The sequence below is a fragment of the Pseudomonas sp. MAG733B genome, from assembly GCF_036884845.1.
GTDB lineage: Bacteria > Pseudomonadota > Gammaproteobacteria > Pseudomonadales > Pseudomonadaceae > Aquipseudomonas.
This window is the reverse complement of sequence record NZ_CP145732.1, coordinates 1787985-1814081: the sequence shown is the minus strand read 5'-3', so window position 1 is coordinate 1814081 and position 26097 is coordinate 1787985. Positions and strand designations below refer to the sequence as shown.

General features: G+C 59.8%; 25 protein-coding genes. 12 read left to right on the top strand and 13 right to left on the bottom strand.

Annotation, left to right across the window (positions count from 1 at the left end; translation table 11 throughout):
* Positions 1-53: 53 nt before the first annotated feature.
* The 3 genes from dapE (at position 54) to V6Z53_RS08140 (ending at position 2467) form a co-directional block, all read left to right on the top strand.
* The gene (dapE, locus tag V6Z53_RS08150) at positions 54-1205 is read left to right on the top strand and encodes a succinyl-diaminopimelate desuccinylase (protein WP_338585020.1); all 1152 of its coding nucleotides are present in this window, start codon (positions 54-56) and stop codon (positions 1203-1205) included.
* Positions 1205-2014 carry a putative RNA methyltransferase gene (locus tag V6Z53_RS08145; RefSeq protein WP_338585019.1) on the top strand — a complete coding sequence of 270 codons (810 nt, stop codon included), beginning with the start codon at positions 1205-1207 and terminating at the stop codon, positions 2012-2014. Before dapE ends, V6Z53_RS08145 begins: the two co-directional genes overlap by 1 nt.
* A 75-nt stretch (positions 2015-2089) precedes the next feature.
* Entirely contained in the window at positions 2090-2467 is a 378-nt protein-coding gene (locus V6Z53_RS08140; RefSeq protein WP_046041100.1) for a hypothetical protein, read from the top strand.
* A 138-nt stretch (positions 2468-2605) separates the two neighbouring features.
* Here V6Z53_RS08140 and V6Z53_RS08135 read toward each other — a convergent pair whose 3' ends face one another.
* Positions 2606-2815, bottom strand: a complete 210-nt coding sequence (locus V6Z53_RS08135) for a cold-shock protein (protein ID WP_007964248.1) — start codon at positions 2813-2815, stop codon at positions 2606-2608.
* 234 nt (positions 2816-3049) lie between these two features.
* Between V6Z53_RS08135 and plsB the strand changes: the two genes are divergently transcribed.
* The 4 genes from plsB to V6Z53_RS08115 all read left to right on the top strand — a co-directional run bounded on the left by plsB (position 3050) and on the right by V6Z53_RS08115 (position 7301).
* On the top strand, positions 3050-5542 hold the full coding sequence (gene plsB, locus V6Z53_RS08130; protein WP_338585018.1) for a glycerol-3-phosphate 1-O-acyltransferase PlsB: 2493 nt from the start codon (positions 3050-3052) through the stop codon (positions 5540-5542).
* Positions 5543-5711: 169 nt separating this feature from the next.
* Complete coding sequence (locus V6Z53_RS08125) at positions 5712-6092, top strand: YbaY family lipoprotein (RefSeq protein WP_338585017.1); 381 nt, start codon at positions 5712-5714, stop codon at positions 6090-6092.
* Between the two features lie 94 nt (positions 6093-6186).
* Entirely contained in the window at positions 6187-6585 is a 399-nt protein-coding gene (locus V6Z53_RS08120; RefSeq protein ID WP_338585016.1) for a YbaY family lipoprotein, read from the top strand.
* A gap of 26 nt (positions 6586-6611) precedes the next feature.
* Entirely contained in the window at positions 6612-7301 is a 690-nt protein-coding gene (locus V6Z53_RS08115) for a DUF4197 domain-containing protein (protein WP_338585015.1), read from the top strand.
* Positions 7302-7411: 110 nt separating this feature from the next.
* Here the strand turns inward: V6Z53_RS08115 and V6Z53_RS08110 are convergent, their stop codons facing one another.
* The 4 genes from V6Z53_RS08110 to V6Z53_RS08095 form a co-directional block, all read right to left on the bottom strand.
* Positions 7412-8758, bottom strand: a complete 1347-nt coding sequence (locus V6Z53_RS08110; protein ID WP_338585014.1) for a Fic family protein — start codon at positions 8756-8758, stop codon at positions 7412-7414.
* Positions 8759-8901: 143 nt separating this feature from the next.
* Positions 8902-9183: a DUF6124 family protein gene (locus V6Z53_RS08105; protein WP_338585013.1), complete on the bottom strand. Its 282-nt coding sequence runs from the start codon at positions 9181-9183 to the stop codon at positions 8902-8904.
* Between the two features lie 723 nt (positions 9184-9906).
* Positions 9907-12972: an efflux RND transporter permease subunit gene (locus V6Z53_RS08100; RefSeq protein WP_338585012.1), complete on the bottom strand. Its 3066-nt coding sequence runs from the start codon at positions 12970-12972 to the stop codon at positions 9907-9909.
* 6 nt (positions 12973-12978) lie between these two features.
* Complete coding sequence (locus V6Z53_RS08095) at positions 12979-14079, bottom strand: efflux RND transporter periplasmic adaptor subunit (RefSeq protein WP_338585011.1); 1101 nt, start codon at positions 14077-14079, stop codon at positions 12979-12981.
* Positions 14080-14172: 93 nt separating this feature from the next.
* Here V6Z53_RS08095 and V6Z53_RS08090 point away from each other — a divergent pair, with 93 nt between their 5' ends.
* Positions 14173-14808 carry a TetR/AcrR family transcriptional regulator gene (locus V6Z53_RS08090; protein WP_338585010.1) on the top strand — a complete coding sequence of 212 codons (636 nt, stop codon included), beginning with the start codon at positions 14173-14175 and terminating at the stop codon, positions 14806-14808.
* 139 nt (positions 14809-14947) lie between these two features.
* On the opposite strand, the gene V6Z53_RS08085 is transcribed toward V6Z53_RS08090, so the two are convergent.
* Positions 14948-15727 (bottom strand): class I SAM-dependent methyltransferase, encoded by a 780-nt coding sequence (locus tag V6Z53_RS08085; RefSeq protein ID WP_338586463.1) that lies wholly within the window; start codon positions 15725-15727, stop codon positions 14948-14950.
* A 96-nt stretch (positions 15728-15823) separates the two neighbouring features.
* Here V6Z53_RS08085 and V6Z53_RS08080 point away from each other — a divergent pair, with 96 nt between their 5' ends.
* A complete protein-coding gene (locus V6Z53_RS08080) occupies positions 15824-16444 on the top strand; it encodes an energy transducer TonB (RefSeq protein WP_338585009.1) in 621 nt (206 codons plus the stop codon).
* Between the two features lie 15 nt (positions 16445-16459).
* Here the strand turns inward: V6Z53_RS08080 and V6Z53_RS08075 are convergent, their stop codons facing one another.
* The 7 genes from V6Z53_RS08075 to ppc form a co-directional block, all read right to left on the bottom strand.
* Complete coding sequence (locus tag V6Z53_RS08075) at positions 16460-17155, bottom strand: extensin family protein (protein ID WP_338585008.1); 696 nt, start codon at positions 17153-17155, stop codon at positions 16460-16462.
* A gap of 2 nt (positions 17156-17157) precedes the next feature.
* The gene (locus tag V6Z53_RS08070) at positions 17158-17979 is read right to left on the bottom strand and encodes an isocitrate lyase/phosphoenolpyruvate mutase family protein (protein ID WP_338585007.1); all 822 of its coding nucleotides are present in this window, start codon (positions 17977-17979) and stop codon (positions 17158-17160) included.
* Positions 17980-18013: 34 nt separating this feature from the next.
* Positions 18014-18874, bottom strand: coding sequence for a DUF72 domain-containing protein (locus V6Z53_RS08065; protein ID WP_338585006.1), 861 nt, complete (start codon positions 18872-18874; stop codon positions 18014-18016).
* Positions 18874-19179 carry a hypothetical protein gene (locus V6Z53_RS08060; RefSeq protein WP_338585005.1) on the bottom strand — a complete coding sequence of 102 codons (306 nt, stop codon included), beginning with the start codon at positions 19177-19179 and terminating at the stop codon, positions 18874-18876. Before V6Z53_RS08060 ends, V6Z53_RS08065 begins: the two co-directional genes overlap by 1 nt.
* A 277-nt stretch (positions 19180-19456) precedes the next feature.
* On the bottom strand, positions 19457-20131 hold the full coding sequence (gene tsaB, locus V6Z53_RS08055; RefSeq protein ID WP_338585004.1) for a tRNA (adenosine(37)-N6)-threonylcarbamoyltransferase complex dimerization subunit type 1 TsaB: 675 nt from the start codon (positions 20129-20131) through the stop codon (positions 19457-19459).
* An 88-nt stretch (positions 20132-20219) separates the two neighbouring features.
* Positions 20220-20867, bottom strand: a complete 648-nt coding sequence (adk, locus tag V6Z53_RS08050) for an adenylate kinase (protein WP_338585003.1) — start codon at positions 20865-20867, stop codon at positions 20220-20222.
* A 288-nt stretch (positions 20868-21155) separates the two neighbouring features.
* On the bottom strand, positions 21156-23786 hold the full coding sequence (gene ppc / locus V6Z53_RS08045) for a phosphoenolpyruvate carboxylase (protein WP_338585002.1): 2631 nt from the start codon (positions 23784-23786) through the stop codon (positions 21156-21158).
* A 202-nt stretch (positions 23787-23988) separates the two neighbouring features.
* Here ppc and V6Z53_RS08040 point away from each other — a divergent pair, with 202 nt between their 5' ends.
* The 3 genes from V6Z53_RS08040 (at position 23989) to V6Z53_RS08030 (ending at position 25962) form a co-directional block, all read left to right on the top strand.
* Positions 23989-24333 (top strand): hypothetical protein, encoded by a 345-nt coding sequence (locus V6Z53_RS08040; RefSeq protein WP_056856277.1) that lies wholly within the window; start codon positions 23989-23991, stop codon positions 24331-24333.
* Between the two features lie 371 nt (positions 24334-24704).
* A complete protein-coding gene (locus tag V6Z53_RS08035) occupies positions 24705-25118 on the top strand; it encodes a DUF4398 domain-containing protein (protein WP_338585001.1) in 414 nt (137 codons plus the stop codon).
* Positions 25119-25164: 46 nt separating this feature from the next.
* Positions 25165-25962 carry an OmpA family protein gene (locus V6Z53_RS08030; RefSeq protein WP_338585000.1) on the top strand — a complete coding sequence of 266 codons (798 nt, stop codon included), beginning with the start codon at positions 25165-25167 and terminating at the stop codon, positions 25960-25962.
* Positions 25963-26097 lie beyond the last annotated feature (135 nt).

Genomic DNA, 26097 nt, shown 5'->3' with positions numbered 1-26097 from the left:
GGCTGGCTCCCACATTTAGTCCGCGCCCACATTCATGATTTTCGGAGTTTTCCATGACGGCCCAAGCCGACCTTTCGCCGACCCTTCAACTCGCCATCGACCTGATCCGCCGTCCGTCCGTCACGCCGGTCGACGCCGATTGCCAGAAGCAGATGATGCAGCGCCTGGGCGATGCCGGTTTTGCGCTGGAGCCGATGCGCATCGAAGATGTGGATAACTTCTGGGCCACTCACGGTAAACACGACGGCCCGGTGCTGTGCTTCGCCGGCCACACCGATGTGGTGCCGACCGGCCCTGTGACCGCCTGGCAGATCGACCCGTTCAACGCGCTGATCGACGAACATGGCATGCTCTGCGGCCGCGGCGCGGCGGACATGAAAGGCAGCCTGGCGTCGATGACCGTGGCCGCCGAGCGTTTCGTCGCCGACTACCCGGATCACAAAGGCAAAGTCGCGTTCCTGATCACCAGCGACGAAGAAGGCCCGGCGCACCACGGCACCAAGGCTGTGGTCGAGCGTCTGGCCGCACGCAAAGAGCGTCTGGACTGGTGCATCGTCGGCGAGCCGTCGAGCACCACGCTGGTGGGTGACGTGGTCAAGAACGGCCGTCGCGGCTCCCTCGGCGCCAAGCTGACCGTACGTGGCATCCAGGGCCACGTGGCCTATCCGCACCTGGCGAAGAACCCGATCCACCTCGCCGCCCCGGCACTGGCCGAACTGGCCGCCGAGCATTGGGACCACGGCAACGATTTCTTCCCGCCGACCAGTTTCCAGATTTCCAACGTCAACTCCGGCACCGGCGCGACCAACGTCATTCCGGGTGACCTGGTGGCGGTGTTCAATTTCCGGTTCTCCACTGAGTCGACCGTTGAAGGCCTGCAGAAGCGCGTTGCCGACATCCTCGACAGGCACGGCCTGGACTGGCACATCGACTGGGCGCTGTCCGGCCTGCCGTTCCTGACCGAGCCCGGCGCGCTGCTGGACGCCGTATCGTCGAGCATCAAGGACATCACCGGTCGCGAAACCAAGGCGTCCACCAGCGGTGGCACCTCCGACGGCCGTTTCATTGCGACCATGGGCACGCAAGTGGTTGAGCTGGGGCCGGTCAACGCGACCATCCACCAGGTCAACGAACGCGTGCTGGCAGCCGATCTCGATGTGCTGACCGAAATCTACTACCAGACCATGATCAAGTTGCTCGCCTGATGCTTGCGTGTCCGATCTGTAGCGAACCGCTAAGTGCGGTGGACAACGGCGTGGCTTGCCCCGCCGGGCATCGTTTCGACCGTGCGCGCCAGGGTTACCTGAACCTGTTGCCGGTGCAGCACAAAAACAGCCGCGACCCTGGGGATAACCAGGCGATGGTCGAAGCCCGCCGAGACTTCTTGAACGCCGGGCATTACGCGCCGGTGGCCAAGCGTCTGGCGGAGTTGGCCGCGAGTTATGCGCCGCAGCGCTGGCTCGACATCGGTTGTGGCGAGGGTTACTACACCGCGCAAATCGCCGATGCCTTGCCGCACGCTGACGGCTACGCCCTGGACATTTCCCGGGAAGCGGTCAAACGCGCCTGCAAACGCAACCCGAAGCTCACCTGGTTGATCGCCAGCATGGCCCGCGTGCCATTGGCTTCCGGCAGTTGCCAGTTCCTGGCCAGTGTCTTCAGTCCGCTGGATTGGGATGAAGCCAAACGCCTGCTCAGCGTCGGCGGCGGCCTGATGAAAGTCGGGCCGACCAGCGGCCACCTGATGGAATTGCGCGAGCGGCTGTACGACGAAGTCCGCGAGTACATTGACGACAAGCATCTGGATCTGGTGCCGGAAGGCATGGTGCTGGCGCACAGCGAAACGCTGACTTTCAAGCTGACGCTGGACAAGCCGCAAGACCGCGCCAACCTGCTGGCGATGACGCCTCACGGCTGGCGCGCGAGTGCCGAGCGTCGTGCGGCAGTCATCGATCAGGCCGAGCCGTTCGAGACCACCGTATCAATGCGCTACGATTATTTCGTTCTTCAATAACTTTTGGTTCCGGGCGAGTGCCCGGGGCCGGCTAAATCCGCGAATGGATTTTTCAGACACGCAGTGAGGACATCCATGCGCCAACCCGATATCGAGATTTACCTGAAAGACGCCGACGTCGACCACAAAGCCATTTCCGCGTGGCTCGGTGCGGCATTGGGTCCGTGCACCGACTGGGTCCAGAAAGGCCAGACCTACAAGTGCAAGGCCGGCAATGTGCCGGTGACCTGGTTACCGAAAGCCGTAGGAAAGTGGAATAGCCTGTATCTGGAAAGCGACCAGACGCCGTGGGACGACGACATCGCCTGCGCCCGCGCTGCGTTTGCCGCGCTGAACGTTGAAGTGCGTTGCGCACCGGGAACGTGGGTCGAGGAAGAAGGCGAAGAGACGGCGGATCGCTGGATTCGCATCAGCGCCGATGGTGAAGAAGAGATCACCTGGAAAACCGCATAACAGCCGACGACACCGACCAAATGTGGGAGCGGGCTTGCTCGCGAAAGCGGTACATCAGTCGACATCAGCTTTGACTGACACACCGCTTTCGCGAGCAAGCCCGCTCCCACAGTAGTTTTGCGTGATCTGAAGAGTGGATTACAGCCCCACCACATCCTCAGCCTGCAAGCCTTTCTCTCCGGTCACCACCGCATACTCAACCTGCTGGCCTTCAGTCAGTGAACGGTGGCCTTCACCGCGAATCGCGCGGTAGTGCACGAACACGTCCACCCCGTCTTCGCGCTGAATGAAGCCGTAGCCCTTGGCGTCGTTGAACCACTTCACGTTGCCGGTTTCACGTGTTGCCATTTGTTCATACCCCTTTTTTATTATTGATCGGGCTCTTCGCAGGAAAGCCTCGGGAACGTCAGCCTGCACATGCTGGCCCAATGAAGGCAGCGGCGACAGACCGCCGAGTATATGACAGTCGTTAAACTCTCAATAGAGTTTACTTCCGCGCTTTTTTGCCGATTTTCAGCGAATCCGGCACACTATCGACCGCCCGAGCAAACGCTCGGTTTTATTCACTCACGCAGATGCCGTATGACCCGTTCCCCGTTCCGCCGTCTTGTGTTTGGCACCCTGCGCCGACTGCTTTACCTCTGGGTTCGCTCGGAGACGATCAACCAGTCGTCGTTCACCCTCAACCTCGACCGCAGTCGTCCGGTGTTCTACGTCCTGCAAAACCCTTCGCTGACCGACCTTGCCGTGGTCGACACCGAATGCAGCAAGGCTGGACTGCCGCGTCCGGTGCTGCCGGTCTCGGTGGGTAACCTGCTGGAACCGGCCGCGTTCTTCTATCTGACCCCAGACCCGGACTGGCTCGGTCGCCAGGACAAGCGCGGCGCGCCGCCAACCTTGACCCGCCTGGTCAGTGCCCTGAGCCAGAACGCCGCCGAAGATGCGCAGATCATTCCGGTCAGCGTGTTCTGGGGCCAATCGCCAGACAGCGAAAACAGCCCATGGAAACTGCTGTTCGCCGACAGTTGGGCTGTCACCGGGCGCCTGCGTCGCTTGCTCAGCATCATCGTGCTGGGGCGCAAGACCCGCGTGCAGTTTTCCGCACCGATTCACCTGCGCGAGCTGATCGAGCACAACAAGGGGCACGAACGCACCGTGCGCATGGCCCAGCGCATCCTGCGGGTGCACTTCCGCAATCTGAAGGCTGCAGTAATCGGTCCGGACATTTCCCACCGGCGCAATCTGGTCAAAGGTCTGCTCAACCAGCCGATGGTCAAGCAAGCGATCCTCGACGAAGCCGAACGCGAGAACATTTCACCGGAGAAAGCCAAAGCTCAAGCGCTGCGCTATGGCAACGAAATCGCCTCGGACTACACCTACACAGCGATCCGTTTCATGGAAGTGGTGTTGAGCTGGTTCTGGAACAAGATCTACGACGGCATCAAGGTCAACCACATCGAAGGCGTGCAGAAGGTCGCCCAGGGTCACGAAGTGATCTACGTGCCGTGCCACCGCAGCCACATCGACTACCTGCTGCTCTCCTATCTGCTGTTCCGCAACGGCCTGACCCCGCCGCACATCGCCGCCGGCATCAACCTGAACATGCCGGTTATCGGCAGCCTGCTGCGTCGCGGCGGCGCGTTCTTCATGCGCCGCACGTTCAAGGGCAATCCGCTGTACACCTCAGTGTTCAACGAATACCTGCACACCCTGTTCACCAAAGGCTTCCCTGTCGAATACTTCGTCGAGGGCGGCCGTTCGCGCACCGGGCGCATGCTGCAACCGAAAACCGGGATGCTGGCGATCACCCTGCGCAGCTTCCTGCGTTCGTCGCGGATGCCCATCGTGTTCGTGCCGGTGTACATCGGCTACGAGCGCGTACTGGAAGGGCGAACCTATCTTGGCGAGTTGCGCGGCGCGGCCAAGAAGAAAGAGTCGATCTTCGATATTTTCAAAGTCATCGGCGCGCTCAAGCAGCGCTTCGGTCAGGTGGCGGTGAACTTCGGCGAGCCGATCAAACTGGCGGAATTCCTCGACAGCGAACAGCCTGACTGGCGCCAACAGGAACTCGGCCCGCAGTTCAAACCGGCCTGGCTCAACGAAACCACCAATCGCCTCGGCGAGAAAGTCGCCCAGCACCTGAACGAAGCGGCGGCAATCAACCCGGTCAACCTCGTTGCACTGGCACTACTGTCCACCAGCCGCCTGGCCCTGGACGACCGCGCCATGGCGCGGGTGCTCGACCTGTATCTGGCGCTGTTGCGCAAAGTCCCGTACTCACCGCACACCACCTTGCCGGAAGGTGACGGCCGCGCGTTGATCGAACATGTGAAGGACATGGATCTGCTGTCCGAGCAGAGCGATGCCTTGGGCAAGATTCTCTATCTGGACGAACAGAACGCCGTCCTGATGACCTACTACCGCAACAACGTTTTGCACATCTTCGCGTTACCTGCGCTGCTGGCGAGTTTCTTCCAGAGCGCGTCGCGCATGAGTCGCGAACAGATCCTGCGCTACACCCGCGCGCTGTACCCGTACCTGCAAGCCGAGCTGTTCATTCGCTGGTCGCTGAATGAATTGGATGCGGTGATCGATCAATGGCTGGAAGCCTTCGTCGAACAAGGCCTGCTGCGCTTCGAAAACAACGTGTACCTGCGTCCGGCACCAAGCTCGCGGCATTTCGTGTTGCTGACGCTGCTGTCGAAGAGCATCGCCCAGACTCTGCAGCGCTTCTACATGACGGTTTCCTTGCTGCTCAACAGCGGCCAGAACAGCATCAGCGCCGAAGAACTGGAAGACCTGTGCACGGTGATGGCCCAGCGCCTGTCGATCCTCCACGGCCTCAACGCCCCGGAATTCTTCGACAAGAGCCTGTTCCGCCACTTCATCCAGACCCTGCTCGACCTCGACGTGCTCAAGCGAGATGAAGCGGGCAAGTTGAGCTACCACGAACTGCTCGGCGAACTGGCCGAAGGCGCGGCCAAACGGGTGTTGCCGGCGGATATTCGTCTGTCGATCCGTCAGGTGGCGGTGCATCGCAGTGAAGATGCAGCGGAATTGGTAACGCCGATCTGATTTCATTCGGATCACTGCACGTCGTTTTATGGCTGAAGCAAGGATGCTTCTGACTCATACCACTCCCCCTTCGTCGCCAATCGCAGGATTTTCCCTACATAGAAATCGTGGTATCGACCCTATGCTGGGCGCTCGCCAATTCCGGCGATTCATTGATAAGGAAATCAATATGAGCAACGAACCCGTCAGGACCATCAGTGGCAAAGTGCATTACCTGGAAAGGATTGCACTGGCGCCGAACTCAAAACTTTACGTCAGTTTGCAGGATGTCTCTGTATCCGACGTACCCGGAAAATTACTCGACCAGCAAGTTATCCCTGATGCAGGAACGGCAGGATTGAACTTTAACCTGACGTATCGTGTAGCTGATGTCGTGCCTGGTCACCGGTATGCAATCAGTGCCCAAATCAAACACGACGATAAGCTGATTTTTGTAACCACCCAACATCACCCGGTAATACTGGACGCTGCCTACCTGGCACCTCAGGAAGTACTGGTCCATGCCTACGACGAACGCCCACGCGGTACCCGTAATCCGGATCGCCCATAAGCACGACGAGTCGCCGGGCGATATTGCCGGGAAAACCCGCTAGATTATCGTTGGCGCCTGTCTACTTCGGGCGCCAATGACAAGGACCCTCATCATGAAAAAAATCTTTCTGCTTGGACTTACCGTTTTGCTCGGCGCCTGCCAATCCATGCAACCTGCTCCGAAAGCCAGCCTCGATGGCGAAGTCTTCTATCTGCAACGCAGTGCCTTGCCACCGAGCGCGATGTTGAGCGTCAGCCTGCAGGACATTTCCCTGGCCGACGCTCCGGCGGTAGTCCTCGACGAACAGAAAGGTCAGGTCAAAGGACAGGTGCCGCTGCCGTTTCATCTGAGTTACGATCCGGCGCAGGTTAAACCTGGGCATCGCTACTCGGTCAGCGCGCGCATCGAAGTCGACGGTAAGCTGATGTTCATCACCACCGAAAACCATGCCGTGCAGCTCGATGGCAAAGACCCGCAACCGCTGAAAATACGCGTCGACGCCGTCCGCTAACTCTCTTTTTGTACAAGAAAGCCACCATGTTCCGCCCTACCCTTCGCTTCGCCGGCCTGTGCGTAGGTTTGATGATCAGTGCCAGCGCGATGGCGCTGTCCCTCAGCGACCTGTCGCAGAAAGACGCCACCGGCGGACTCAAGGATGCCTTGACCCAAGGCGCGCAACTGGCCGTAAAACAACTCGGCACTCCGGGTGGCTTCAGCAACAATCCCGACGTAAAAATCGAACTGCCGGGCAAACTGGGTAAAGTCGCCAGCAAAATGAAACAGTTCGGCATGGGCGATCAGGTCGATCAACTGGAAACCAGCATGAACAAAGCGGCGGAAACCGCCGTGACCCAGGCCCAGCCGATCCTCGTGGATGCAGTGAAGAAAATGTCCGTGGAAGACGCCAAGGGCATCCTCAGCGGTGGCAACGATTCGGCTACCCAGTACCTGAACAAAACCAGCCGCGAACAGATTCGCGCCAAGTTCCTGCCGATCGTCAAGCAAGCCACCGACAAGGTCGGCCTGGCCCAGCAATACAACTCATTCGCCGGCCAAGCCGCGACCATGGGCGTGATCGACACCAAGAATGCCAACATCGAAAGCTACGTCACCGAACAGGCACTGAACGGCTTGTTCGAAATGATTGGTAAACAGGAAGAAACCATCCGCCAGAACCCGGCGGCTGCGGCGACCAGTTTGGCGAAGAAGGTGTTTGGTACGCTCTAATCGCAGCACCAAAACTGTAGGAGTGAGCCTGCTCGCGATTGCGGTGTGTCAGTCAACGTTGAAGTCGACTGACATGGCCTCATCGCCAGCAGGCTGGCTCCCACAATGGTTCAAGACACGGAAACCGACCGCAAAAAGTACACCCACTCCCGCCCCATCCTGCGTTTCTCAAAAAACTTCAACTCAACCAGCCCATTCAACGTGGCCGATGCCGAGTTGTAAGAGCAACCCAGATTTTCCTTCACATTGCCCGCCGTAAACTCCTTGGCCATTCCGCTCTTGGCCACTTGGAACAATGCCCGCTGTTTCTCCGTGAGCTGCTCGAGAAAACCGCTCTCCTGCAACCAGCAATCGAACTGCTGCGCATCGATCAGACTCTTCCGATATGCCTCGGTAAAACTGCCTACAGCTCGCAATACCACCGAACACTGGAAGTCGATGAAATACGTCAGATCCAGGTCGTCCGCCTCGGTATCCAGATACGAGCGCCCATACTTGACCGGCGCACTGCGCAACAAAACGCTGATCGCGATGTAACGGAACGCCGAGAAATCATTCTTGAACATGAACCAGTAGAACAGCGCCCTTGCGACCCGACCGTTGCCGTCGCGAAAGGGATGCTCGTAACCGAGTGAAAAATGCAGCGCGATGCCTTTGATCAACGGATGAAGGTAATTCGCTTGAAGGGGGTTGTTTTGGGAATGGTTGATCCACGCCACCAACACCTGCAAACGTGACGCGAGACCTGCTGCCGGTGGCGGCGTATGAACGGTGTTGCCCTCGCCATCTTGCACCACGACGTCATCGTTGCTTCTGAAGACTCCCGGCGAATACCGCGGATCATCGATACCCTCGACACCTACGCGATGCATCGCCGCGATCAACTCAACGCTCAGAGGCTCGTAACGCTGCTCCCAGGCAAAGTTCATCATCTTGAAGTTACCGATGACCATTCGCTCATCCGGCGTGCGCGGCAGGCGATGACGCTTGAGCATGTCCTTGGCCACGCGTGTCGTGGTAGCCGCACCTTCGAGCTGGCTGCTGCTGATGGCTTCGTCTTCGATCAGATCATTGAGCAGATAAGTGAAATGCGCACGCTCGCCGATCTGGCTGGTCATGTACTCCAACACCGCGGTTGTCGTTTGCCGGTCCACCGCAGAAATGCCTTTTTGCGCCAACGGCGTCATCACGAATTGCAGCCACCGGGAAGGTTCACCCAAGGACATAAGGCGCGAATATTGTGCAGCCCGGGCTTTCATGACCAAGGCCCAGCACAGATTCGAATCCAGCCCCGGCGCCCAGCGATAGCGCAATGCATCGAATGGCAGGTAACGCCCCCGATCATCCAGAGGCTTGAGCAACGCGAGGTAGTCGCAAAGGCGCTCCTTGTGCGGTGATTGACCAAGCCGATCGAACACCGGATCAGACCTTCCCCTCAACCTGGGCGGATTTTTCATGGGTGATGACTCAAACGCTCGTAAACCGGACTCTCGAGTACAACACCTGGATCTTTGAGTCTCAATATCAGACGAGTCTGAGATTTGTGTAGGAACGATGTTTGCCCGCCGACCTGTACGGACTCAGCTGGCTTTTTGTTGTGCTAGTGCTGTGGGTCGAGTTGGTCCAGCACGCCGTTCACCGATAATTGCGCCAGGACAATCATCTGCTGAATACCCAACACCAGATTGCAGGTTGGACCGGTCAGGGTGGATGACAACTCTGTGGCCATCACATTGGCCGAGGCGAGGGTTTCGTAGGCGTGGACGAGTAGGGTTTCGGAGTTGATGCCTGGACGGATGGTGAAGATTGGGCAGGGACGGTGGGAAACTCTCGTTGGTTTTTCCGATTCCGTGGCGGAAGAATTTGGAGTGTCTTTGATCATTGCGAAGCTCCCATAGTAGGCACCTAACAAACTATTGGCGGGCTTGCAGTCCCGGTCGCTGAATTGGCAGCGACGGTCAAAGGCTAGAGATCGCGCTTCCGACGGACAACCTGAAAGTCTTGTGGGAAAGGTCTGAATGTTTGGCTGGCAGGTCGCCATCGCCAGCAGGCTGGCTCCCACAGTTTGGATTGGGTATGTCTGGAAGAGATTGGTTGGCTGGCAGGGCGTCATCGCGGGCAAGCCTTGCTCCTACAGTTGGGCTGCGTATATCCGGAAGGGATTGGTCGGCTGTCAGGGCGCCATCGCGAGCAGGCTCACTCCTACAATGGATCGGCGTACACCCAAGCTCTTCACCACTCAACAGGTCGAGCGTTAGCTCGCCTGCCGCTTTTGATCTTGATTCACCCGCCCCCTCGGGACGCTGAGTGGAGGTGTTCATCCGGGGAGTGGCGCGCAGCGCCGTTCGACGCAGTCGAACACGCTGCATGTAGGTCGTCGCGTAGCAGACCGGAGGGCAGTGTCCCCGGATGGATACCGTAGCGAAGGAACCCCGAGCCCCAGCGAGGGGCGGTACGTTCGGGGCGAGCGTTTTTTTGCTTACTTTTTTGAGGCGTTTGTCAAAAAAGTGAGTCGCCGTAAGGGCGAAACCATAAGCCGCCATTACCGCAGGAATGGATATGTACACCGTCAACCATGAACCTGGTCGGCCCGAAGGCCGCCAAGTCAAACGGGCTCTTTCTTGACGCGGAACCAAGCAGCATAGAGGGCCGGCAAAAACAGCAGCGTCAACGCCGTAGCCACAATCAACCCCCCCATGATCGCCACCGCCATCGGCCCGAAAAACACACTGCGCGACAACGGAATCATCGCCAACACCGCCGCCAGCGCCGTCAACACAATCGGCCGGAACCGCCGCACCGTCGCCTCGATAATCGCCTGCCAAGGCTTCAACCCTGCCTTGATATCCTGCTCGATCTGATCCACCAGAATCACCGAGTTACGCATGATCATCCCCGACAAGGCGATGGTCCCGAGCATGGCGACAAAACCAAACGGCTGACGGAACACCATCAGGAACAGCGTCACCCCGATCAACCCCAATGGCGCCGTCAGAAACACCATCGCCGTGCGTGAGAAACTGCGCAGTTGCAGCATCAGCAACGTCAGCACCACGACGATGAACATCGGCACACCGGCGTTGACCGACTTCTGCCCACGCTCCGAATCTTCCACCGTGCCACCGACATCCAGCAAATAGCCGTCCGGCAGTTCAGCACGAATCGGATCGAGGGTCGGCATGATCTGCTTCACCAACGTCGCCGGTTGTTCCTTGCCATAAATGTCCGCACGAACAGTCACGTTGGGCAGGCGATTGCGGTGCCAGATCACGCCCTCTTCAAAGCCGTATTCCAGGGTCGCGATCTGCGACAGGGCCACGCTGCGACCGTTGTCGGTCGGCACCGCCAGGCTTGGCAGCAACGACAGCTCGGTACGCTCATGCGCGGTGCCGCGTAGCAGGATCTCGATCAACTCGTTGTCTTCGCGATACTGGCTGACACTGGAACCGGTCAGCGAGCTCTGCAAGAACTTCGACAGGTTCGCCGTGCTCACGCCAAGTGCCCGGGCACGGTCCTGATCGATGTTCAGGTACACGACTTTGCTCGGCTCTTCCCAGTCCAGGTGAACATTGGCCACGTGCGGATTTTCGCGAACCTTGGCCGCGACTTTGCGGGCCAGTGCGCGGACTTCCTCGATGTGTTCACCGGTGACGCGGAACTGCACTGGATAACCAACCGGCGGGCCGTTCTCCAGACGAGTGACCCGCGAGCGCAGGGCCGGGAATTGTTCGTTGAGAGTCGCGATCAACCAGGTGCGCAGGCTTTCACGCTCTTCGATGGTTTTCGCCAGGACGACAAACTGGGCAAAACTCGCCGCAGGCAATTGCTGATCCAGTGGCAGATAAAACCGCGGCGAACCCGTGCCGACGTAGGCCACGTAGTTGTCGATTCCCGCCTTGTCCTTGAGCAGCGCTTCGAGGCGTTTGACCTCATCGGCGGTGTTGCTCAAGGAAGCGCCTTCGGCCAGTTTCAGGTCGACCATCAATTCCAGTCGACCCGAAGCCGGGAAGAATTGCTGCGGCACGAAGCGGAACAGCACGATGGAGGCAATGAACAACACCACGGTCGCCAGAATCACGGTTTTGCGCCAATGCACGCACCACTCCACCAGTCGTCTGACGCGCTGATAGAACGGTGTGCCGTAAGGATCAGGTTGGCCCGTGCCATGTTTGGCTGCATGAATTTTCGCAAGGTCCGGCAGGAGTTTTTCACCGAGGAACGGTACAAAAACCACGGCCACCACCCACGACGCCAACAGCGCGATAGTGACGACCTCGAAGATTGAGCGGGTGTATTCGCCAGTACCGGATTGCGCCGTGGCGATTGGCAGGAACCCGGCAGCAGTGATCAGCGTGCCGGTGAGCATCGGGAACGCGGTACTGGTCCAGGCATAGCTCGCGGCTTTGATCCGGTCGAAGCCTTGCTCCATTTTGATCGCCATCATTTCCACGGCGATGATCGCGTCGTCCACCAGCAAGCCCAGGGCCAATACCAATGCGCCGAGGGAAATCTTGTGCAGACCGATGCCCAGGTAATACATGCAGGCGAAGGTCATCGCCAACACCAACGGAATCGCCAGCGCCACCACCATGCCGGTGCGCACGCCGAGGGAGAAGAAGCTCACCAGCAACACAATCGCCAATGCTTCCACCAGCACCTGGACGAACTCGCCAACGCCGGTTTTCACTGCCGCGGGCTGATCGGAAACCTTGCGCAGTTGCATGCCGGCCGGAAGGTTTTTCTGGATGCGGGCGAATTCGACTTCCAGCGCTTTGCCCAGCACCAGGATGTCGCCACCATCCTTCATGGCCACGGCCAGACCGATCGCATCCTCCGCCATGAAGCGCATACGCGGTGCCGGTGGATCGTTGAAGCCACGTCGTACGTTGGCTACATCGGAAATGCGGAACGTACGATCGCCGACGCGAATCGGGAAGTTCTTGATCTCATCGACCGTCTGAAAATTCCCCGAGACCCGTAGCTGCAATCGCTCGCTGGTGGTTTCGAAGAAGCCGGCGGTGGAGACCGCATTCTGTTCTTCAAGCGCCTGTTGCACCGCCGCCAACGGCAAGCCCAGGGTGGCGAGTTTGACGTTGGAGAGTTCGATCCAGATCTTTTCGTCCTGCAAGCCGAGCAGATCGACCTTGCCCACGTCCTTGACCCGTTGTAGCTGGATCTGGATGCGGTCGGCGTAATCCTTGAGCACCGCGTAGTCGAAGCCGTCGCCGGTCAATGCGTAGATGTTGCCGAAGGTGGTGCCGAATTCATCGTTGAAGAACGGCCCCTGAATCCCCGGCGGCAAGGTATGGCGGATGTCGCTGACCTTCTTGCGCACCTGATACCAAAGCTCCGGGATGTCCACCGAGTGCATGGAATCGCGGGCAATGAACGTCACCTGGGACTCGCCCGGTCGGGAGAACGAGACGATGCGCTCGTACTCGCCGGTTTCCATCAGCTTCTTTTCAATACGCTCGGTGACTTGGCGCGAGACTTCCTGCGCAGTCGCCCCCGGCCAGTTGGTGCGGATGACCATGGCTTTGAAGGTGAACGGCGGGTCTTCGCTCTGGCCGAGTTTGGTGTAGGACAATGCGCCGACGATGGCCAGCAAGAGCATCAGGAACAGTACGATCTGGCGATTGCGCAGCGCCCAGGCGGAAAGATTGAAACCCATCGGGGATTACTCCTTGTCCGCCAGATTGACCACGCGGTTGGAGCGATCCACCGGGCGCACTTGTTGCCCGTCGAGCAGCACATGGACGCCGGCGGCCACCACCCAGTCGCTGGCGTTGAGGCCTTCGAACACCGGGACGGTTTTCTCGCCGAAGGCACCGACCCGCACCGGGGTCTTCTTCAAGGTGTTGTTGGCGCTGACCACCCAGACGTAGGTCACGCCGCCCTCTGCGGTCAGAGCCGAAAGCGGAACCGACAACGGGATGACTTCGGCAGTCTGCACAAACACCCGGGCGCTCTGCCCCAGCTCGGCCGGGACTTTGCCGGCATTGAACGCGATGCGCGCGGCAAAAGTACGGGACTTCGGATCGGCGGCTGGCGACAGTTCGCGGATATGCCCGGCGAAGCGCTGATCCGGTTGCGTCCACAGTTCCACCGACACCGGTTGGCCAACCTTGAAGCGACCGAAGCTCTGCTCCGGCAGGCTGATCAACACTTCACGCTCGCCATCGGTGGCGAGCGTGAACACGGTTTGCCCCGCGGCCACCACTTGCCCGACTTCCACCGCGCGCTTGGCCACCACGCCGTCCTGCGGCGCACGCAGCACCGCGTAACTGGCCTGATTGGTCGAGACGTTGAATTCGGCTTTGATTTGTTTGAGACGCGCTTCACCGGAGCGGTAAAGGTTTTCGTGATTGTCGTACTGCGAGCGGCTGACCAGTTGACGCTCCATCAGCGTTTTGTAGCGATCACGCTCGGAGCGCACCATGTTCAGATTGGCCTCGGCGGCGGCGACTTGGGCGCGGGTGGCTTCCAGTTGCAGGCGCACGTCCTGGGGATCGAGCTCGGCCAACGGTTGGTCGGCCTTGACTCGCTGCCCTTCGTCGACCAGTCGTCGGCTGACTTTGCCGCCGATGCGGAACGCGAGATCCGGTTCAAAACGGGCACGGACTTCACCGGGATAGCTTTCGGTCGCCTGCGCCGAAGGCTCTGGCTGAACCACCATGGCCGGGCGAACGCTGACTTGCGGCGCCTCTTCATGACCACACGCAGTCAATAAAAACGCCAGGCTGACTGGCAATGCGAGGGGCAAGGCATAGCGGAACATGGTGAAGGACCTTTCGCTAATGGTGCTTGGAATAATTATACTGGCGAGTATGTTATTAATAGCAAACTCACCAGTCCAGTAATAAAAGCGAATATGCCGAACAATCTTTCAGCACCCAATGGCCCAGGCAGACCCAAGGATTTGGTCAAGCGCCAGGCGATCCTCGATGCAGCGAAGACGCTGTTTTTGACCAAGGGTTATGCCAATACCAGCATGGATGCCGTCGCAGCCGAGGCCGGCGTGTCAAAGCTGACCGTCTACAGTCATTTCAACGACAAGGAGACGCTGTTCTCCGCTGCCGTGGTGGCGAAGTGCGAAGAGCAATTGCCGCCGCTGTTTTTCGAACTGCCGGAAGGTGTGGCGGTGGAAACCGTGCTGTTGAACATCGCACGCGGTTTTCATCATCTGATCAACAGTGACGAATCGCTGAACCTGCACCGTTTGATCATGGCGCTGGGCAGTCAGGACCCGAACCTCTCACTGATCTTCTTCGAGGCCGGGCCTCAGCGCATGCTGGACGGTATGGAACGCTTGCTGAGCAAGGTCAACGAAAGCGGCGTGCTGAGCATCGATAAACCGCGCAATGCAGCGGAACACTTCTTCTGCCTGCTCAAGGGCGCGGCGAATTTCCGGTTGCTGTTTGGTTGTGGTGAGCCGTTGGATGACGAGGCCGCCGAGAGCCATGTGCTGGAAGTGGTGGGGTTGTTTATGCGGGCGTATCGGCCTTAGCCGACCTTTGGATTTTCAGCGCCGGTGCCGACGCCATCGCGGGCAAGCCTTGCTCCTACAGATTTGGGGCGATCACAAGATATGTAAACGACATCAAACTGTAGGAGCAAAGCTTGCTCGCGATGGGGGCAACTCGGTCTCAGGGCTTCAGCGCTTTCTTCGGGTAAATGTCATACCGACTGGATTTGCCATCCAGCGCATGGCTCGGCTTCGGCCCTTCAATACACGGCGCCTTGCGCGGCCGCTTGACCACCACCCGGTGGCTGGCCAGCGCAAGTGCCGCTTCAAGCAGCGCCGGCGCATCCGGATCATCCCCCACCAACGGCCGGAACAGACGCATTTCCTTCTTCACCAGCGCAGTTTTCTCACGATGCGGGAACATCGGATCGAGGTAGATCACCTGCGGCGGTTCGCCTTCCCAGTTGCGCATCACTTCGATCGAGTTGCCCTTGAGCAAGCGCATGCGCGCCACGATGGGCGCCACGTCGAAATCTTCCGCGCCACGGGCCAGACCATCCTCCAGCAAAGCGCCAATCAGCGGCTGACGCTCGATCAGGCTCATTTCGCAACCCAGGCTCGCCAGGACGAACGCATCCTTGCCCAACCCCGCCGTAGCGTCCAGCACACGAGGGCGCACGCCCTGGGCGACGCCAACGGCCTTGGCGATCATCTGCCCGCTGCCACCACCGTACAACCGTCGATGCGCCGCGCCACCTTCGACGAAGTCCACCCGCACCGGGCCCGGTGCGTCCGGCCCCAGCTGTTGCAGCTGCAAACCCTGGTCACCCACCTGCAACGCAAACTCGCCGTCAGCCACCTGCAGCGGCAGGCCCAGGCGCTCGGCCCATTGCTCGGCCTGTGGCTGAAAGTTCGTGCTCAGAGCCTCGACATGGATGCGGCAGGCCGCGGGTTGATCAATCATCAGAAAACACGCTCAAAAAATTAATGATCGGCAAAAACTGCCGATAACAAAACTATCGAGCATTTTGCCAGAGCTGAGCGTCGACCGAGAGAAATGTCAGACATTCAACCCACATTCACAGGTTTTATCTCGCCCTACGGCGACTACAACCTGCGAAACACCCAGGCACTGAGCGGCGTCAGCCACATCTGGCAGGATTTCTTTGCCCGAGCGCTGGCCGAACAGTCGGGTGAAGTGCTGCCTGAATCGCTGAACTTTCCACCGGTCGATCTCGAAAGCCCGGTTGAACCCACCGTCGGCAGCGACCTGCTGGCGCACATCGTTTCCCAGCGCGAATGCGACGTGAAGGACAACGAAATTCGCCCGCCCGAGCCGCTGTTCCTGCCGATTGCCGAATTCGAAATGGACCTGGCCGACAAGCCTTTCCCACCGTTCCCGGCAGAAGAGATCGTTGCTCAGCAACAACAGCAGAACTTCGAAAGCGGCTGGGTCCGTCCGATCGTGTTGACCGCCGGTCAACCGCTGCCAGAGGCCGGCCCGGCACCGCAACCGCGCCCGCTGCACCTGCCGATCGCCGAGTTCGAACTCGACTTGCTCGATAAGCCGTTCCCGCCGTTCTCGCCGGAAGAATTGGTGGCGCAACAGAAACAACTCGATTTCGATAACGGCTGGGCACGCCCAATCATCCTGCAGAACCTGCGCCTCGCCGCATAAGTTTCAACGACCTCCTCAGCGACACACCCACCACGGCCCGACATCCACATGAAAGTGATTGCGATGGGCGGCGTTGTAATCCGGGCTCAACACCACACTGAACAAACCGCAGGCGCCATCGCGAACCAGCCTCAGAAACTGCGCGTCCTGATTACCCTTGGGCCAATCCTTGAGCACGCTGATGGTTCGACCGTCAGCCAGGCGAAAACCGGCGATATCCAGCGCATTGGCTGACGCGTGCTGACTGAGTCGGCCATTCTCGCGGCCGTAGACATTGCGGCAGGCAAAACTGCCGAGGTGGTCGACCCGCGCCACCGCTTGCCCGTAAACCAACTGCGCCGCCGGTTGCAGGGCATGATGCTCGAACAGTGCAAACGATACAGCCAGACGGCAACTGGCGAGAAAGCTGCTGTTCAACGCCACATCACCGCCCTGCACACGCAGGGCATCGGTCAGCGGGCATTTGGCGTCAGGGCTGTCGGCCTGACGGGTCACGCGCAACCCGGAGCTGCCCAAAGCCTGCTCACACAGTTGTGGATCATCGCGCAGGCGCATCAGTTTGTAGCGGGTCAGCAGGTTCGGCGTGGCCTTCACGTCCAGCGGTGCCCAAGGGTTCCACTGCGGCGGCACTTGCAGCCAACCGCGCCACGCGCTCACACCCGTCGCAGCGATGATCAACAGCACCAGCAACAGCCACCAGCGGAACCGCATCGTCAGCCTTTGAACAATTGATTGGCCTGGACGTACGGCATGGAGCGCGAGGTGAAGCCGAAGGTGCCCGACGTTTTGATCTCTTCAGCGGCGCGGTAGAACTCGCCCAACGCCGCCAAGGCCAGCGCCGAACCGACGCTGATGCGTTTGACGCCCATTTCGCTCAACTCCTGCACGGTCAGCTTCAAGCCACCGGACATCAAGATGTTCACCGGCTTCGGCGCCACGGCGCGGACCACCGACAATACGTCTTCAGCGCTGCGCAAGCCTGGCGCATACAACACGTCGGCCCCGGCTTCGGCGAAAGCCTGCAAGCGGCGAATCGTATCGTCGAGATCCGGATTGCCATGCAGGAAATTCTCGGCCCGCGCCGTCAGCGTGAAAGGGAACGGCAAGCTGCGAGCGGCAGCGACGGCAGCTTCGATGCGCGTCACGGCGTGTTCGAAGCAATAGATCGGAGCGCCCTCACGACCCGTCGCGTCTTCGATGGAACCACCGACGGCGCCCGCCTCTGCCGCGCGCAGAATACTTTTCGCGCAATCGGCGGGGTTGTCGGCAAAACCGTTTTCAAGGTCCACCGCCACCGGCAGATCTGTCGCGGCGACAATCGCCCGGACGTTTGCCAGAGTATCGTCCAAGGTCAGCCCGCCATCGGGACGTGCCTGGGAAAAGGCATATCCGGCACTCGTGGTTGCCAGCGCCTCGAAGCCCAGGCTGGCGAGCATTTTTGCCGAGCCGGCGTCCCACGGATTGGGAATCACAAAAGCCCCGCTACGTTCGTGCAGGGCTTTGAAGGCTTGGGCTCGAAGGGTTTGCGCATCCATTGGCAGGCTCCTGAAAAGGCGAACGAATCCGCCTTCAGAGTAAGCCAAGTTGCTCGGCGGCGGGTTCTCTGTATAGCTCAGGCAGCGCCGGCAAGCCAGGTAAACGCAGCATCAATCGGGCATGAAAACGTTGCGCCAATTTCGCCGCCAGCAGGTTGTCGGCGGTGTGCAGGAAGATATACGGCGTGCGGCCCTCTTCGATCCAGACCGCAATTTTCTCCACCCACGGCAGCAGAAACGGGTCATTGGCCTCAAGTTGTGGATGGCCGATGAAACGCACCTGCGGGAATTGGGTGAATGCGGCCGGACGAGGCGGCACTCGGGGTTTCTTCGATTGGGCGTGGAGTACCGAGGGATCGGTCGAGGTGCAGCTGAACAGCGCGCGCGGGTCGAGACAGATGCGCTCGACGCCACGGTCCAGCAACAGGCGATTGAGCATTCGCTCGCTATCACCCTTGGCGAAGAAATCGTCATGCCGCACTTCCACCGCCAATGGCCGCTCCAGTGCATCGATGAATGCGGCGAGTTCAGGCAAGCGTTGTGGCGTGAAGCTTTTCGACAGCTGCAACCACAGCGGCGAGACCCGTTCACCCAGAGGGCTGAGCAAACGGGTGAAGGTTTCGGCGGCCGTCAGTTGGTCGCGCAGGTCACCGCCGTGGCTGATGTCGCCGGGGAATTTGGCGGTGAAGCGAAAATGCTCGGGCATGGTTTCCGCCCAGCGCTGCACGGTGCTGGCAGCCGGACTCGCGTAGAAAGTCGTGTTGCCTTCTACGGCATTGAATACTTGGGAATAGAGATTGAGAAAATCAGCGGGTTTGGCGTCCGGCGGATACAGATAATCGCGCCAGGCGTTTTCACTCCAGGACGGGCAGCCGAGGTAGTAAGGCAGCAACATCAGATGTACAGGTCGAGACCCAGCACTTCCGCATCCCAATCGACGAAACCGGCGGTGCTGAGGTAGCTGGCCAGGGCCATCGCCACGCTTTTGCTCATCGCGCGGTGGTAGAGCATGTCTTGCTGACGGGCAGGGAGATTACTGATTTTTTGCGCAGCAGCTTTAGCGGCACGGGCGGCCAGTTGCTCTTCGGACGGAAATTCCGCATCGCCGTCGATATCGACGGACTCGTCTTCCACCACAGGGCCTTTGCGAGGCTTGCGCTTGATGGGGTAGGACTGAGAGGAAATGCCGTCTATACGCATAAGTGCATGCTCGGTATCAGTGATGGCAGTTTAGTGGCGCATAACCCACTTCGCAAACCGCCGAGTGATAACTAGAACACATAAAAGACAAAAGGTTTAAAAGCTGGGGTTAGAAATCGACGATTGGCTGAGGGGTGGATTATTTTGTGGCGAGGGAGCTTGCTCCCGTTCGGCGGCGAAGCCGTCGCAAACCTGACAGCGAGTTGGGCCTGATGAAATTGGGGGCCGCTTCGCAGCCCAGCGGGAGCAAGCTCCCTCGCCACAAAGATCGTGCGGATTACCGTGCTTTCGGGGTGGCCACCTTGTCCCGCAGATAAACCGGCTGCGCTTCATCCGCCACGATCCCCTCGCCACGCGCCCAGGCAAACCGCGCCAGAGTCAGCAAGTCTTCAGCATGCGGCAACATGCCCGCATCCTGGCCGCTCAGGCTGACAGCGATGCGCTCGGCATAGCCCCAACCGGTGCCGGCGCCGAACCATTCGCCGCTGGCATCAGCCGGCAGTGCGGCCGACTCGGGCGGCAATACCGCTTCAGCGCCGACCAGTCGCATCTCCCCCGCCGTCTCGCGGTAGCAGCCCCAATACACCTCGTCCATGCGTGCATCGATGGCGGCTGCAACCTGGCTGGCGCCATGTTCGCGGTACGCGCGCTGGGCCAATACGGCCAGGTTCGACACCGGCAACACCGGGCGATCCAAGGCGAAGGCCAAGCCCTGAACGACGCCGATGGCAATCCGCACACCCGTAAACGCGCCTGGCCCGCGACCGAACGCGACGGCGTCGACCGCTTGCAGCGTCGTCCCGGCATCGGCGAGCAATTGCTGGATCATCGGCAGCAGCTTCTGCGCATGCAGGCGCGGGATCACCTCGTAATGGCTCGTGACTTTGCCGTCATGCAGCAAGGCAACGGAGCAAGCTTCGGTCGCGGTGTCCAGGGCCAGCAAGGTGCTCATCGATGTTTCCGTAACAAGAGGTCAGAAAAAAGTGCGTCAGTATAAACAACTACGGCCCGCAAGCGGGCCGTAGAAGATGAAGCGGTTTTCAGCTCAGCGCTTCAAGCACCTTGCCAGTGATCGCTTCAACAGAGCCAACGCCAGCAATGTGGCTGTACTTCGGCTTGCCTTGGGCAGCGGACAGCTTCTGGTAGAAATCCACCAGCGGCTTGGTCTGCGAATGGTAGACCGACAGGCGATGACGCACGGTTTCTTCAGTGTCGTCCTTGCGCTGTACCAGCTCTTCACCGGTGATGTCGTCTTTGCCGGCGATTTTCGGCGGGTTGTACACGGTGTGGTACACGCGGCCGCTGGCCTCGTGAACGCGGCGACCGGCGATACGCTGAACGATTTCTTCGTCATCGACGGCGATTTCGACCACGTGGTCCAGCTCGACACCAGCAGTCACCAGGGCTTCAGCCTGAGGAATGGTGCGCGGGAAACCGTCGAACAGGAAACCGTTGGCGCAGTCGGCCTGAGCGATACGGTCCTTGACCAGTGCAATGATCAGGTCGTCGGAGACCAGACCGCCGGCATCCATGATGCCCTTGGCCTTGATGCCCAGCTCGGTGCCGGCCTTGACAGCGGCACGCAGCATGTCGCCGGTGGAGATTTGCGGAATGCCGAATTTCTCGGTGATGAACTTAGCCTGAGTACCTTTACCGGCCCCGGGAGCTCCCAGCAGAATGACGCGCATCGATGTGCTCCTCAATTTTTTATATAGATAACGTCAGATTCGCCTCGTGGGGCCAATCTCAAAAATAGGGTCGTGGCCGCCCAAACGGCCAAAGGCTGATCAAGATACACAGCGGGCCCGGACCACACAAGCCGCCAAAAGTCGGAGAAACCTGCGCCTCACGTGACCCCGCGACGGAGTGACCCAAGTCGCAACCCCATCATTAACTGTCGCCTGGCAACACTTTTGCACTCGCCACCCAACGGCATCCGACGCCTGCGCCGGATGCCTGACCCCACGGCAAAAACCTTAGCCGGTATTACGCAAACCGGCGGCAATCCCCGCTACAGACACCAGCAACGCCTGTTCCACCGGGCTGCCCTGCGCCACTTCCTGCTGCCGCGAACGCGCCAGCAACTCGGCCTGCAATAGATGAAGCGGGTCAAGGTAGGTGTTGCGCAAACGGATGAATTCCAGGGTCGCGGGGCTATGTGCCAGTAGCTGCGACTGACCGGTCATCCCCAGGACGATGGAGCACGCCTGCGACAATAGGTCGCGTAAGTGCGCGCCCAATGGCAACAGATCCGGTTCGACCAGACGCTCATCGTAGGACCGCGCGATGTCCGCGTCAGCCTTGGCCAGGACCATTTCCAGCATATCGATGCGGGTGCGGAAGAACGGCCACTGCTCGCGCATCTGCCCCAACAACTCGCCCTCGCCGCGTTCCAGCGCCTTGCTCAGCGCCGCTTCCCAGCCCAGCCAGGCCGGCAGCATCAGGCGCGTCTGGGTCCAACCGAAGATCCACGGGATCGCCCGCAGGCTCTCGATTCCGCCGGCGCGGCGCTTGGCCGGACGACTGCCCAACGGCAAGCGGCCCAATTCCTGTTCCGGGGTCGACTGGCGGAAGTACTCGACGAACTGCGGATTTTCCCGCACCACGGCGCGGTAGGCGCTGACCCCATCAGCGGCCAATTCGTCCATCAAGTGGCGCCATTCCGGCGTAGGCGGTGGCGGTGGCAACAAGGTCGCTTCGAGTACCGCAGCCAAGTACAGATTGAGGTTTTGCTCGGCGATGTCCGGCAGGCCGAATTTGAAACGAATCATTTCCCCCTGCTCGGTGGTGCGGAAACGCCCCGCCACCGAACCCGGTGGCTGCGACAGAATTGCCGCATGCGCCGGACCGCCGCCACGGCCCACGGTGCCGCCGCGACCGTGGAACAACAGCAGTTCAACTTGTTGCTCACGGCAAATGTCCACCAGACGCTCCTGCGCCCGGTACTGCGCCCACGCCGCTGCGGTGGTGCCAGCGTCCTTGGCCGAGTCGGAATAACCGATCATCACTTCCTGCGGCCCTTGCAGGCGCGAGCGATAACCCGGCAGCAGCAGCAGTTTTTCGATCACCGGGCCGGCGTTGTCGAGGTCGGCCAGGGTTTCGAACAGCGGCACCACGCGCATGGGCCGCAACACGCCGGACTCCTTGAGCAGCAGTTGCACCGCCAGCACATCGGAAGCGGCACCGGCCATGGAGATCACGTACGAACCGAGGGATGCTCCCGGCGCAGCGGCGACTTCCCTGCAAGTTGCCAGCACTTCAGCGGTGTCGGCGGACGGTTTGTAATGAGCTGGCAGCAATGGCCGACGGTTGTTCAGTTCGCGTGTCAGGAAAATGATGCGTTCTTCTTCGCTCCAATCCTCGTAACGGCCCAAGCCGAGGTAATCGGTGATTTCAGTCATCGCTGCGCTATGCCGCGACGAGTCCTGGCGTACATCGAGTCGCACCAGGAACAGGCCGAACGTCACCGCCCGACGCAGGCAATCGAGCAACGGACCGTCAGCAATCACGCCCATGCCGCACTCGTGCAACGAGTGGTAGCACAGCTCCAGCGGATCAAGCAGCTCGCGGTTGTTTTGCAGTACGTCGGAAGGTGCAGGCGTCGGCCCCGACAGCGCGGTGTGCGCCCAATTACGCGTGGCACGCAGGCGTTCGCGCAGTTGTTTGAGCACGGCCCGATAGGGTTCGGCGCTGTCGCCGGCCTTGGCTTTCAGTTCGTCGCTGGCCTGCTGCATCGACAGTTCGGCGGCCAGGTGATCGACATCGCGCAGGTACAAATCGGCCGCCATCCAGCGCGCCAACAGCAGCACTTCACGGGTTACAGATGCCGTCACGTTGGGATTGCCATCGCGGTCGCCGCCCATCCACGAAGCAAAGCGGATCGGCGCGGCCTCCAGCGGCAAACGCAGGCCGGTGGCGGCATGCAGGGCCTGATCAGCCTTGCGCAGATAATTGGGAATCGCCTGCCACAGCGAATGCTCGATCACCGCGAAACCCCATTTGGCTTCATCGACCGGCGTCGGGCGCGTGCGGCGGATTTCCTCGGTGTGCCAGGCTTCGGCGATCAAGCGTTGCAACGTCGACTTGATCTGCTCGCGCTCGGCGCTGGTCAGGTCGCGGTGATCCTGGGCAGCCAGTTGTGCGGCGATGGCGTCGTATTTCTGGATCAGCGTGCGGCGCGCGACTTCGGTCGGGTGCGCGGTCAGCACCAGTTCGATTTCCAGTCGCCCCAATTGCCGGGCCAGCGACTCGGCGCCATGCCCTTCAGCACGCAGGCGCGCAAGCAGTTCCGGCAGCACCCGAGACTCGAACGGTGCCTCTTGGGACTCTTCGCGACGATGAATCAGCTGGTATTGCTCGGCGATGTTGGCCAGGTTGAGAAACTGGTTGAACGCCCGCGCCACCGGCAGCAATTCGTCTTCGGTCAACTGGTTGAGGCTGGCGCTGAGCTCGGCATCCATGGAACCGCGACGGTCTGCCTTGGCACCCTTGCGGATCTGCTCGATCTTGTCGAGGAAGTCGTCCCCGTACTGTTCACGAATGGTGTTGCCCAGCAGTTCACCCAACAGGTGAACGTCCTCGCGCAAGCGTGCATCAATATCGGTCATCAGCAGTTCTCCAGCAAAGAATCCGGGCGGCCTAGAACCTCAAGAGTGCCGCTCCAGACGGCTACTTACAAGCCAGTCGACGAAGTGCCTGTAAACCTTGTGTGTTGAAGCTAGTCTGAAGAGTAAGCCGTACCACGGCTGTCGCCGGCCAACGCCGGACACTCTCCCGACCTGCCACGAGCAGGCGCGTCATGAGGTCATTATGAAAATCCGTGAACTCGCCCAACATTGGGAAGAAAACGCCAAGGGTCGCCTGACCAAGACTGGTTACACGATTCATCTGGATGTAGAGGCCGCCGCACGCCTGGCGGCGATTACCGAGATGTACCCCAAACGGCATCCCGAAGAGCTACTCGGCGAGCTGATCGGCGCCGCACTGGAAGAACTCGAAAAGAGCTTCCCGTATGTGAAGGGTTCGACGGTGGTCGCCACTGACGAAGAAGGCGATCCGCTGTACGAAGACATCGGCCCGACCCCGCGTTTTCTCGCGTTGTCGCGGCGTCATCTGCACGATTTGTCCGCTGGCAACGACAAGCAGAAACATTGAGTTTGCATTGCCCCCTGTGGGAGCGGGCTTGCTCGCGAAAGCGGTGTTTCAGTCAACGTAGATGTTAAATATTAAACCGCTTTCGCGAGCCCGCTCCCACATTGGCCTGTATTTTACTTCAAGAATCACGTCGCGCAGGGGCCTGTAAAAGGTCAGGCATCGTCCATTGCGTGACGTAATCCTTCTAGTTAGAGCCCTGTCGATTCGATCACGGTTTTTTCGATAGCCGGCTAATTTCTCTGAACTTTCAAAAAAAGCCTCGGGTCAACCCAAGTAACCACGCCTGGGACGGCCGTTTCAAAACGACCCGAAAATGACGGTTGCGGCTCCTTGCCCAGGATGGATGTTCACGTTGCTCAGGAGTTAGTCCAATGGAGTTGAAGACCATGAAAACCCGAACTGGCAAATCCTCGTTCACCCCGCTGCATGGCCTGAAAATGGCTGCCCTGGCCATCGGTGGCAGCCTCGTGCTGGCCGGTTGCGCCGGCAACCCGCCCACCGAGCAATTCGCTGTCACCGAGTCTGCGGTCAATGACGCCGTCAGCGCCGGCGGCACCGAGTTCTCCGCCGTGGAAATGAAGGCGGCGCAGGACAAGCTCAAACAAGCCGAAATCGCCATGCACGACAAAAAATACGACCAGGCCCGCATGCTCGCCGAACAGGCCGAGTGGGACGCTCGCGTGGCAGAGCGCAAGGCCCAGGCAATGAAGGCAGAACAGTCTGTGAAGGACTCTCAGAAAGGCGTTCAGGAACTGCGTCAGGAAAGCCAGCGCACCGTTCAGTAACGGGCGCGGCCTGACGTTTTTCTTAATCGACTAAAAGGACGAAACCATGAATTCCAAACAATTGATGATCCCTGCCCTGCTGGCCGCAAGTGTTGCCTTGGCGGCATGTTCCACACCACCCAATGCCAACCTTGAACAGGCCCGCACCAACTATTCCGGCCTGCAAGCCAACCCGCAGGCGAGCAAAGTCGCGGCGCTGGAAACCAAGGAAGCGAGCGATTATCTGGACAAGGCCGACAAGGCTTATCTGGACAAGGAAGATCAGGCCAAAGTGGATCAACTGGCCTATCTGACCAACCAGCGCGTTGAAGTGGCGAAGCAAACCATCGCCCTGCGCACCGCTGAAGCCAATCTGAAAAACGCTTCCGCGCAACGGGCCCAGGCGCGCCTCGATGCTCGCGACCAGCAGATCAAACAGTTGCAGGACAGCCTCAACGCCAAGCAGACCGATCGCGGTACGTTGGTGACGTTCGGTGACGTGTTATTTGCCACCGACAAGGCCGAGCTGAAATCCAATGGTCTGATGAACATCAACAAACTGGCGCAGTACCTTCAGGAAAATCCCGATCGCAAAGTGATCGTCGAAGGCTACACCGACAGCACCGGTACGGCGTCGCACAACCAGTCGCTGTCGGAACGCCGCGCCAGCTCCGTGCGCATGGCGCTGGTGAAGATGGGCGTCGATCCGACCCGCATCGTCGCTCAGGGTTACGGCAAGGAATACCCGGTGGCGGATAACACCAGCACGTCGGGGCGGGCACAGAATCGTCGGGTTGAAGTGACGATTTCCAATGACAACCAGCCAGTGATTCCGCGTTCGGCGGTTAGCTCTTACACTCAGTAATCAGCTACAACACAAAAACCTGTGGGAGCCAGCCTGCTGGCGATAGCGGTGTATCAGTCAACATCAATGTTGAATGTTCAATCGTTATCGCCAGCAGGCTGGCTCCCACATTGGTTTTTGTGTCGCCTGTGAAAA

Bases quoted from the DNA above. Each gene is read 5' to 3' on its own strand.
- dapE (WP_338585020.1), top strand. From the start codon at position 54: ATGACGGCCCAAGCCGACCTTTCGCCGACCCTTCAACTCGCCATCGAC.
- V6Z53_RS08145 (WP_338585019.1), top strand. From the start codon at position 1,205: ATGCTTGCGTGTCCGATCTGTAGCGAACCGCTAAGTGCGGTGGACAAC.
- V6Z53_RS08140 (WP_046041100.1), top strand. From the start codon at position 2,090: ATGCGCCAACCCGATATCGAGATTTACCTGAAAGACGCCGACGTCGAC.
- V6Z53_RS08135 (WP_007964248.1), bottom strand. From the start codon at position 2,815: ATGGCAACACGTGAAACCGGCAACGTGAAGTGGTTCAACGACGCCAAG.
- plsB (WP_338585018.1), top strand. From the start codon at position 3,050: ATGACCCGTTCCCCGTTCCGCCGTCTTGTGTTTGGCACCCTGCGCCGA.
- V6Z53_RS08125 (WP_338585017.1), top strand. From the start codon at position 5,712: ATGAGCAACGAACCCGTCAGGACCATCAGTGGCAAAGTGCATTACCTG.
- V6Z53_RS08120 (WP_338585016.1), top strand. From the start codon at position 6,187: ATGAAAAAAATCTTTCTGCTTGGACTTACCGTTTTGCTCGGCGCCTGC.
- V6Z53_RS08115 (WP_338585015.1), top strand. From the start codon at position 6,612: ATGTTCCGCCCTACCCTTCGCTTCGCCGGCCTGTGCGTAGGTTTGATG.
- V6Z53_RS08110 (WP_338585014.1), bottom strand. From the start codon at position 8,758: ATGAAAAATCCGCCCAGGTTGAGGGGAAGGTCTGATCCGGTGTTCGAT.
- V6Z53_RS08105 (WP_338585013.1), bottom strand. From the start codon at position 9,183: ATGATCAAAGACACTCCAAATTCTTCCGCCACGGAATCGGAAAAACCA.
- V6Z53_RS08100 (WP_338585012.1), bottom strand. From the start codon at position 12,972: ATGGGTTTCAATCTTTCCGCCTGGGCGCTGCGCAATCGCCAGATCGTA.
- V6Z53_RS08095 (WP_338585011.1), bottom strand. From the start codon at position 14,079: ATGTTCCGCTATGCCTTGCCCCTCGCATTGCCAGTCAGCCTGGCGTTT.
- V6Z53_RS08090 (WP_338585010.1), top strand. From the start codon at position 14,173: ATGCCGAACAATCTTTCAGCACCCAATGGCCCAGGCAGACCCAAGGAT.
- V6Z53_RS08080 (WP_338585009.1), top strand. From the start codon at position 15,824: ATGTCAGACATTCAACCCACATTCACAGGTTTTATCTCGCCCTACGGC.
- V6Z53_RS08075 (WP_338585008.1), bottom strand. From the start codon at position 17,155: ATGCGGTTCCGCTGGTGGCTGTTGCTGGTGCTGTTGATCATCGCTGCG.
- V6Z53_RS08070 (WP_338585007.1), bottom strand. From the start codon at position 17,979: ATGGATGCGCAAACCCTTCGAGCCCAAGCCTTCAAAGCCCTGCACGAA.
- V6Z53_RS08065 (WP_338585006.1), bottom strand. From the start codon at position 18,874: ATGTTGCTGCCTTACTACCTCGGCTGCCCGTCCTGGAGTGAAAACGCC.
- V6Z53_RS08060 (WP_338585005.1), bottom strand. From the start codon at position 19,179: ATGCGTATAGACGGCATTTCCTCTCAGTCCTACCCCATCAAGCGCAAG.
- tsaB (WP_338585004.1), bottom strand. From the start codon at position 20,131: ATGAGCACCTTGCTGGCCCTGGACACCGCGACCGAAGCTTGCTCCGTT.
- adk (WP_338585003.1), bottom strand. From the start codon at position 20,867: ATGCGCGTCATTCTGCTGGGAGCTCCCGGGGCCGGTAAAGGTACTCAG.
- ppc (WP_338585002.1), bottom strand. From the start codon at position 23,786: ATGACCGATATTGATGCACGCTTGCGCGAGGACGTTCACCTGTTGGGT.
- V6Z53_RS08040 (WP_056856277.1), top strand. From the start codon at position 23,989: ATGAAAATCCGTGAACTCGCCCAACATTGGGAAGAAAACGCCAAGGGT.
- V6Z53_RS08035 (WP_338585001.1), top strand. From the start codon at position 24,705: ATGGAGTTGAAGACCATGAAAACCCGAACTGGCAAATCCTCGTTCACC.
- V6Z53_RS08030 (WP_338585000.1), top strand. From the start codon at position 25,165: ATGAATTCCAAACAATTGATGATCCCTGCCCTGCTGGCCGCAAGTGTT.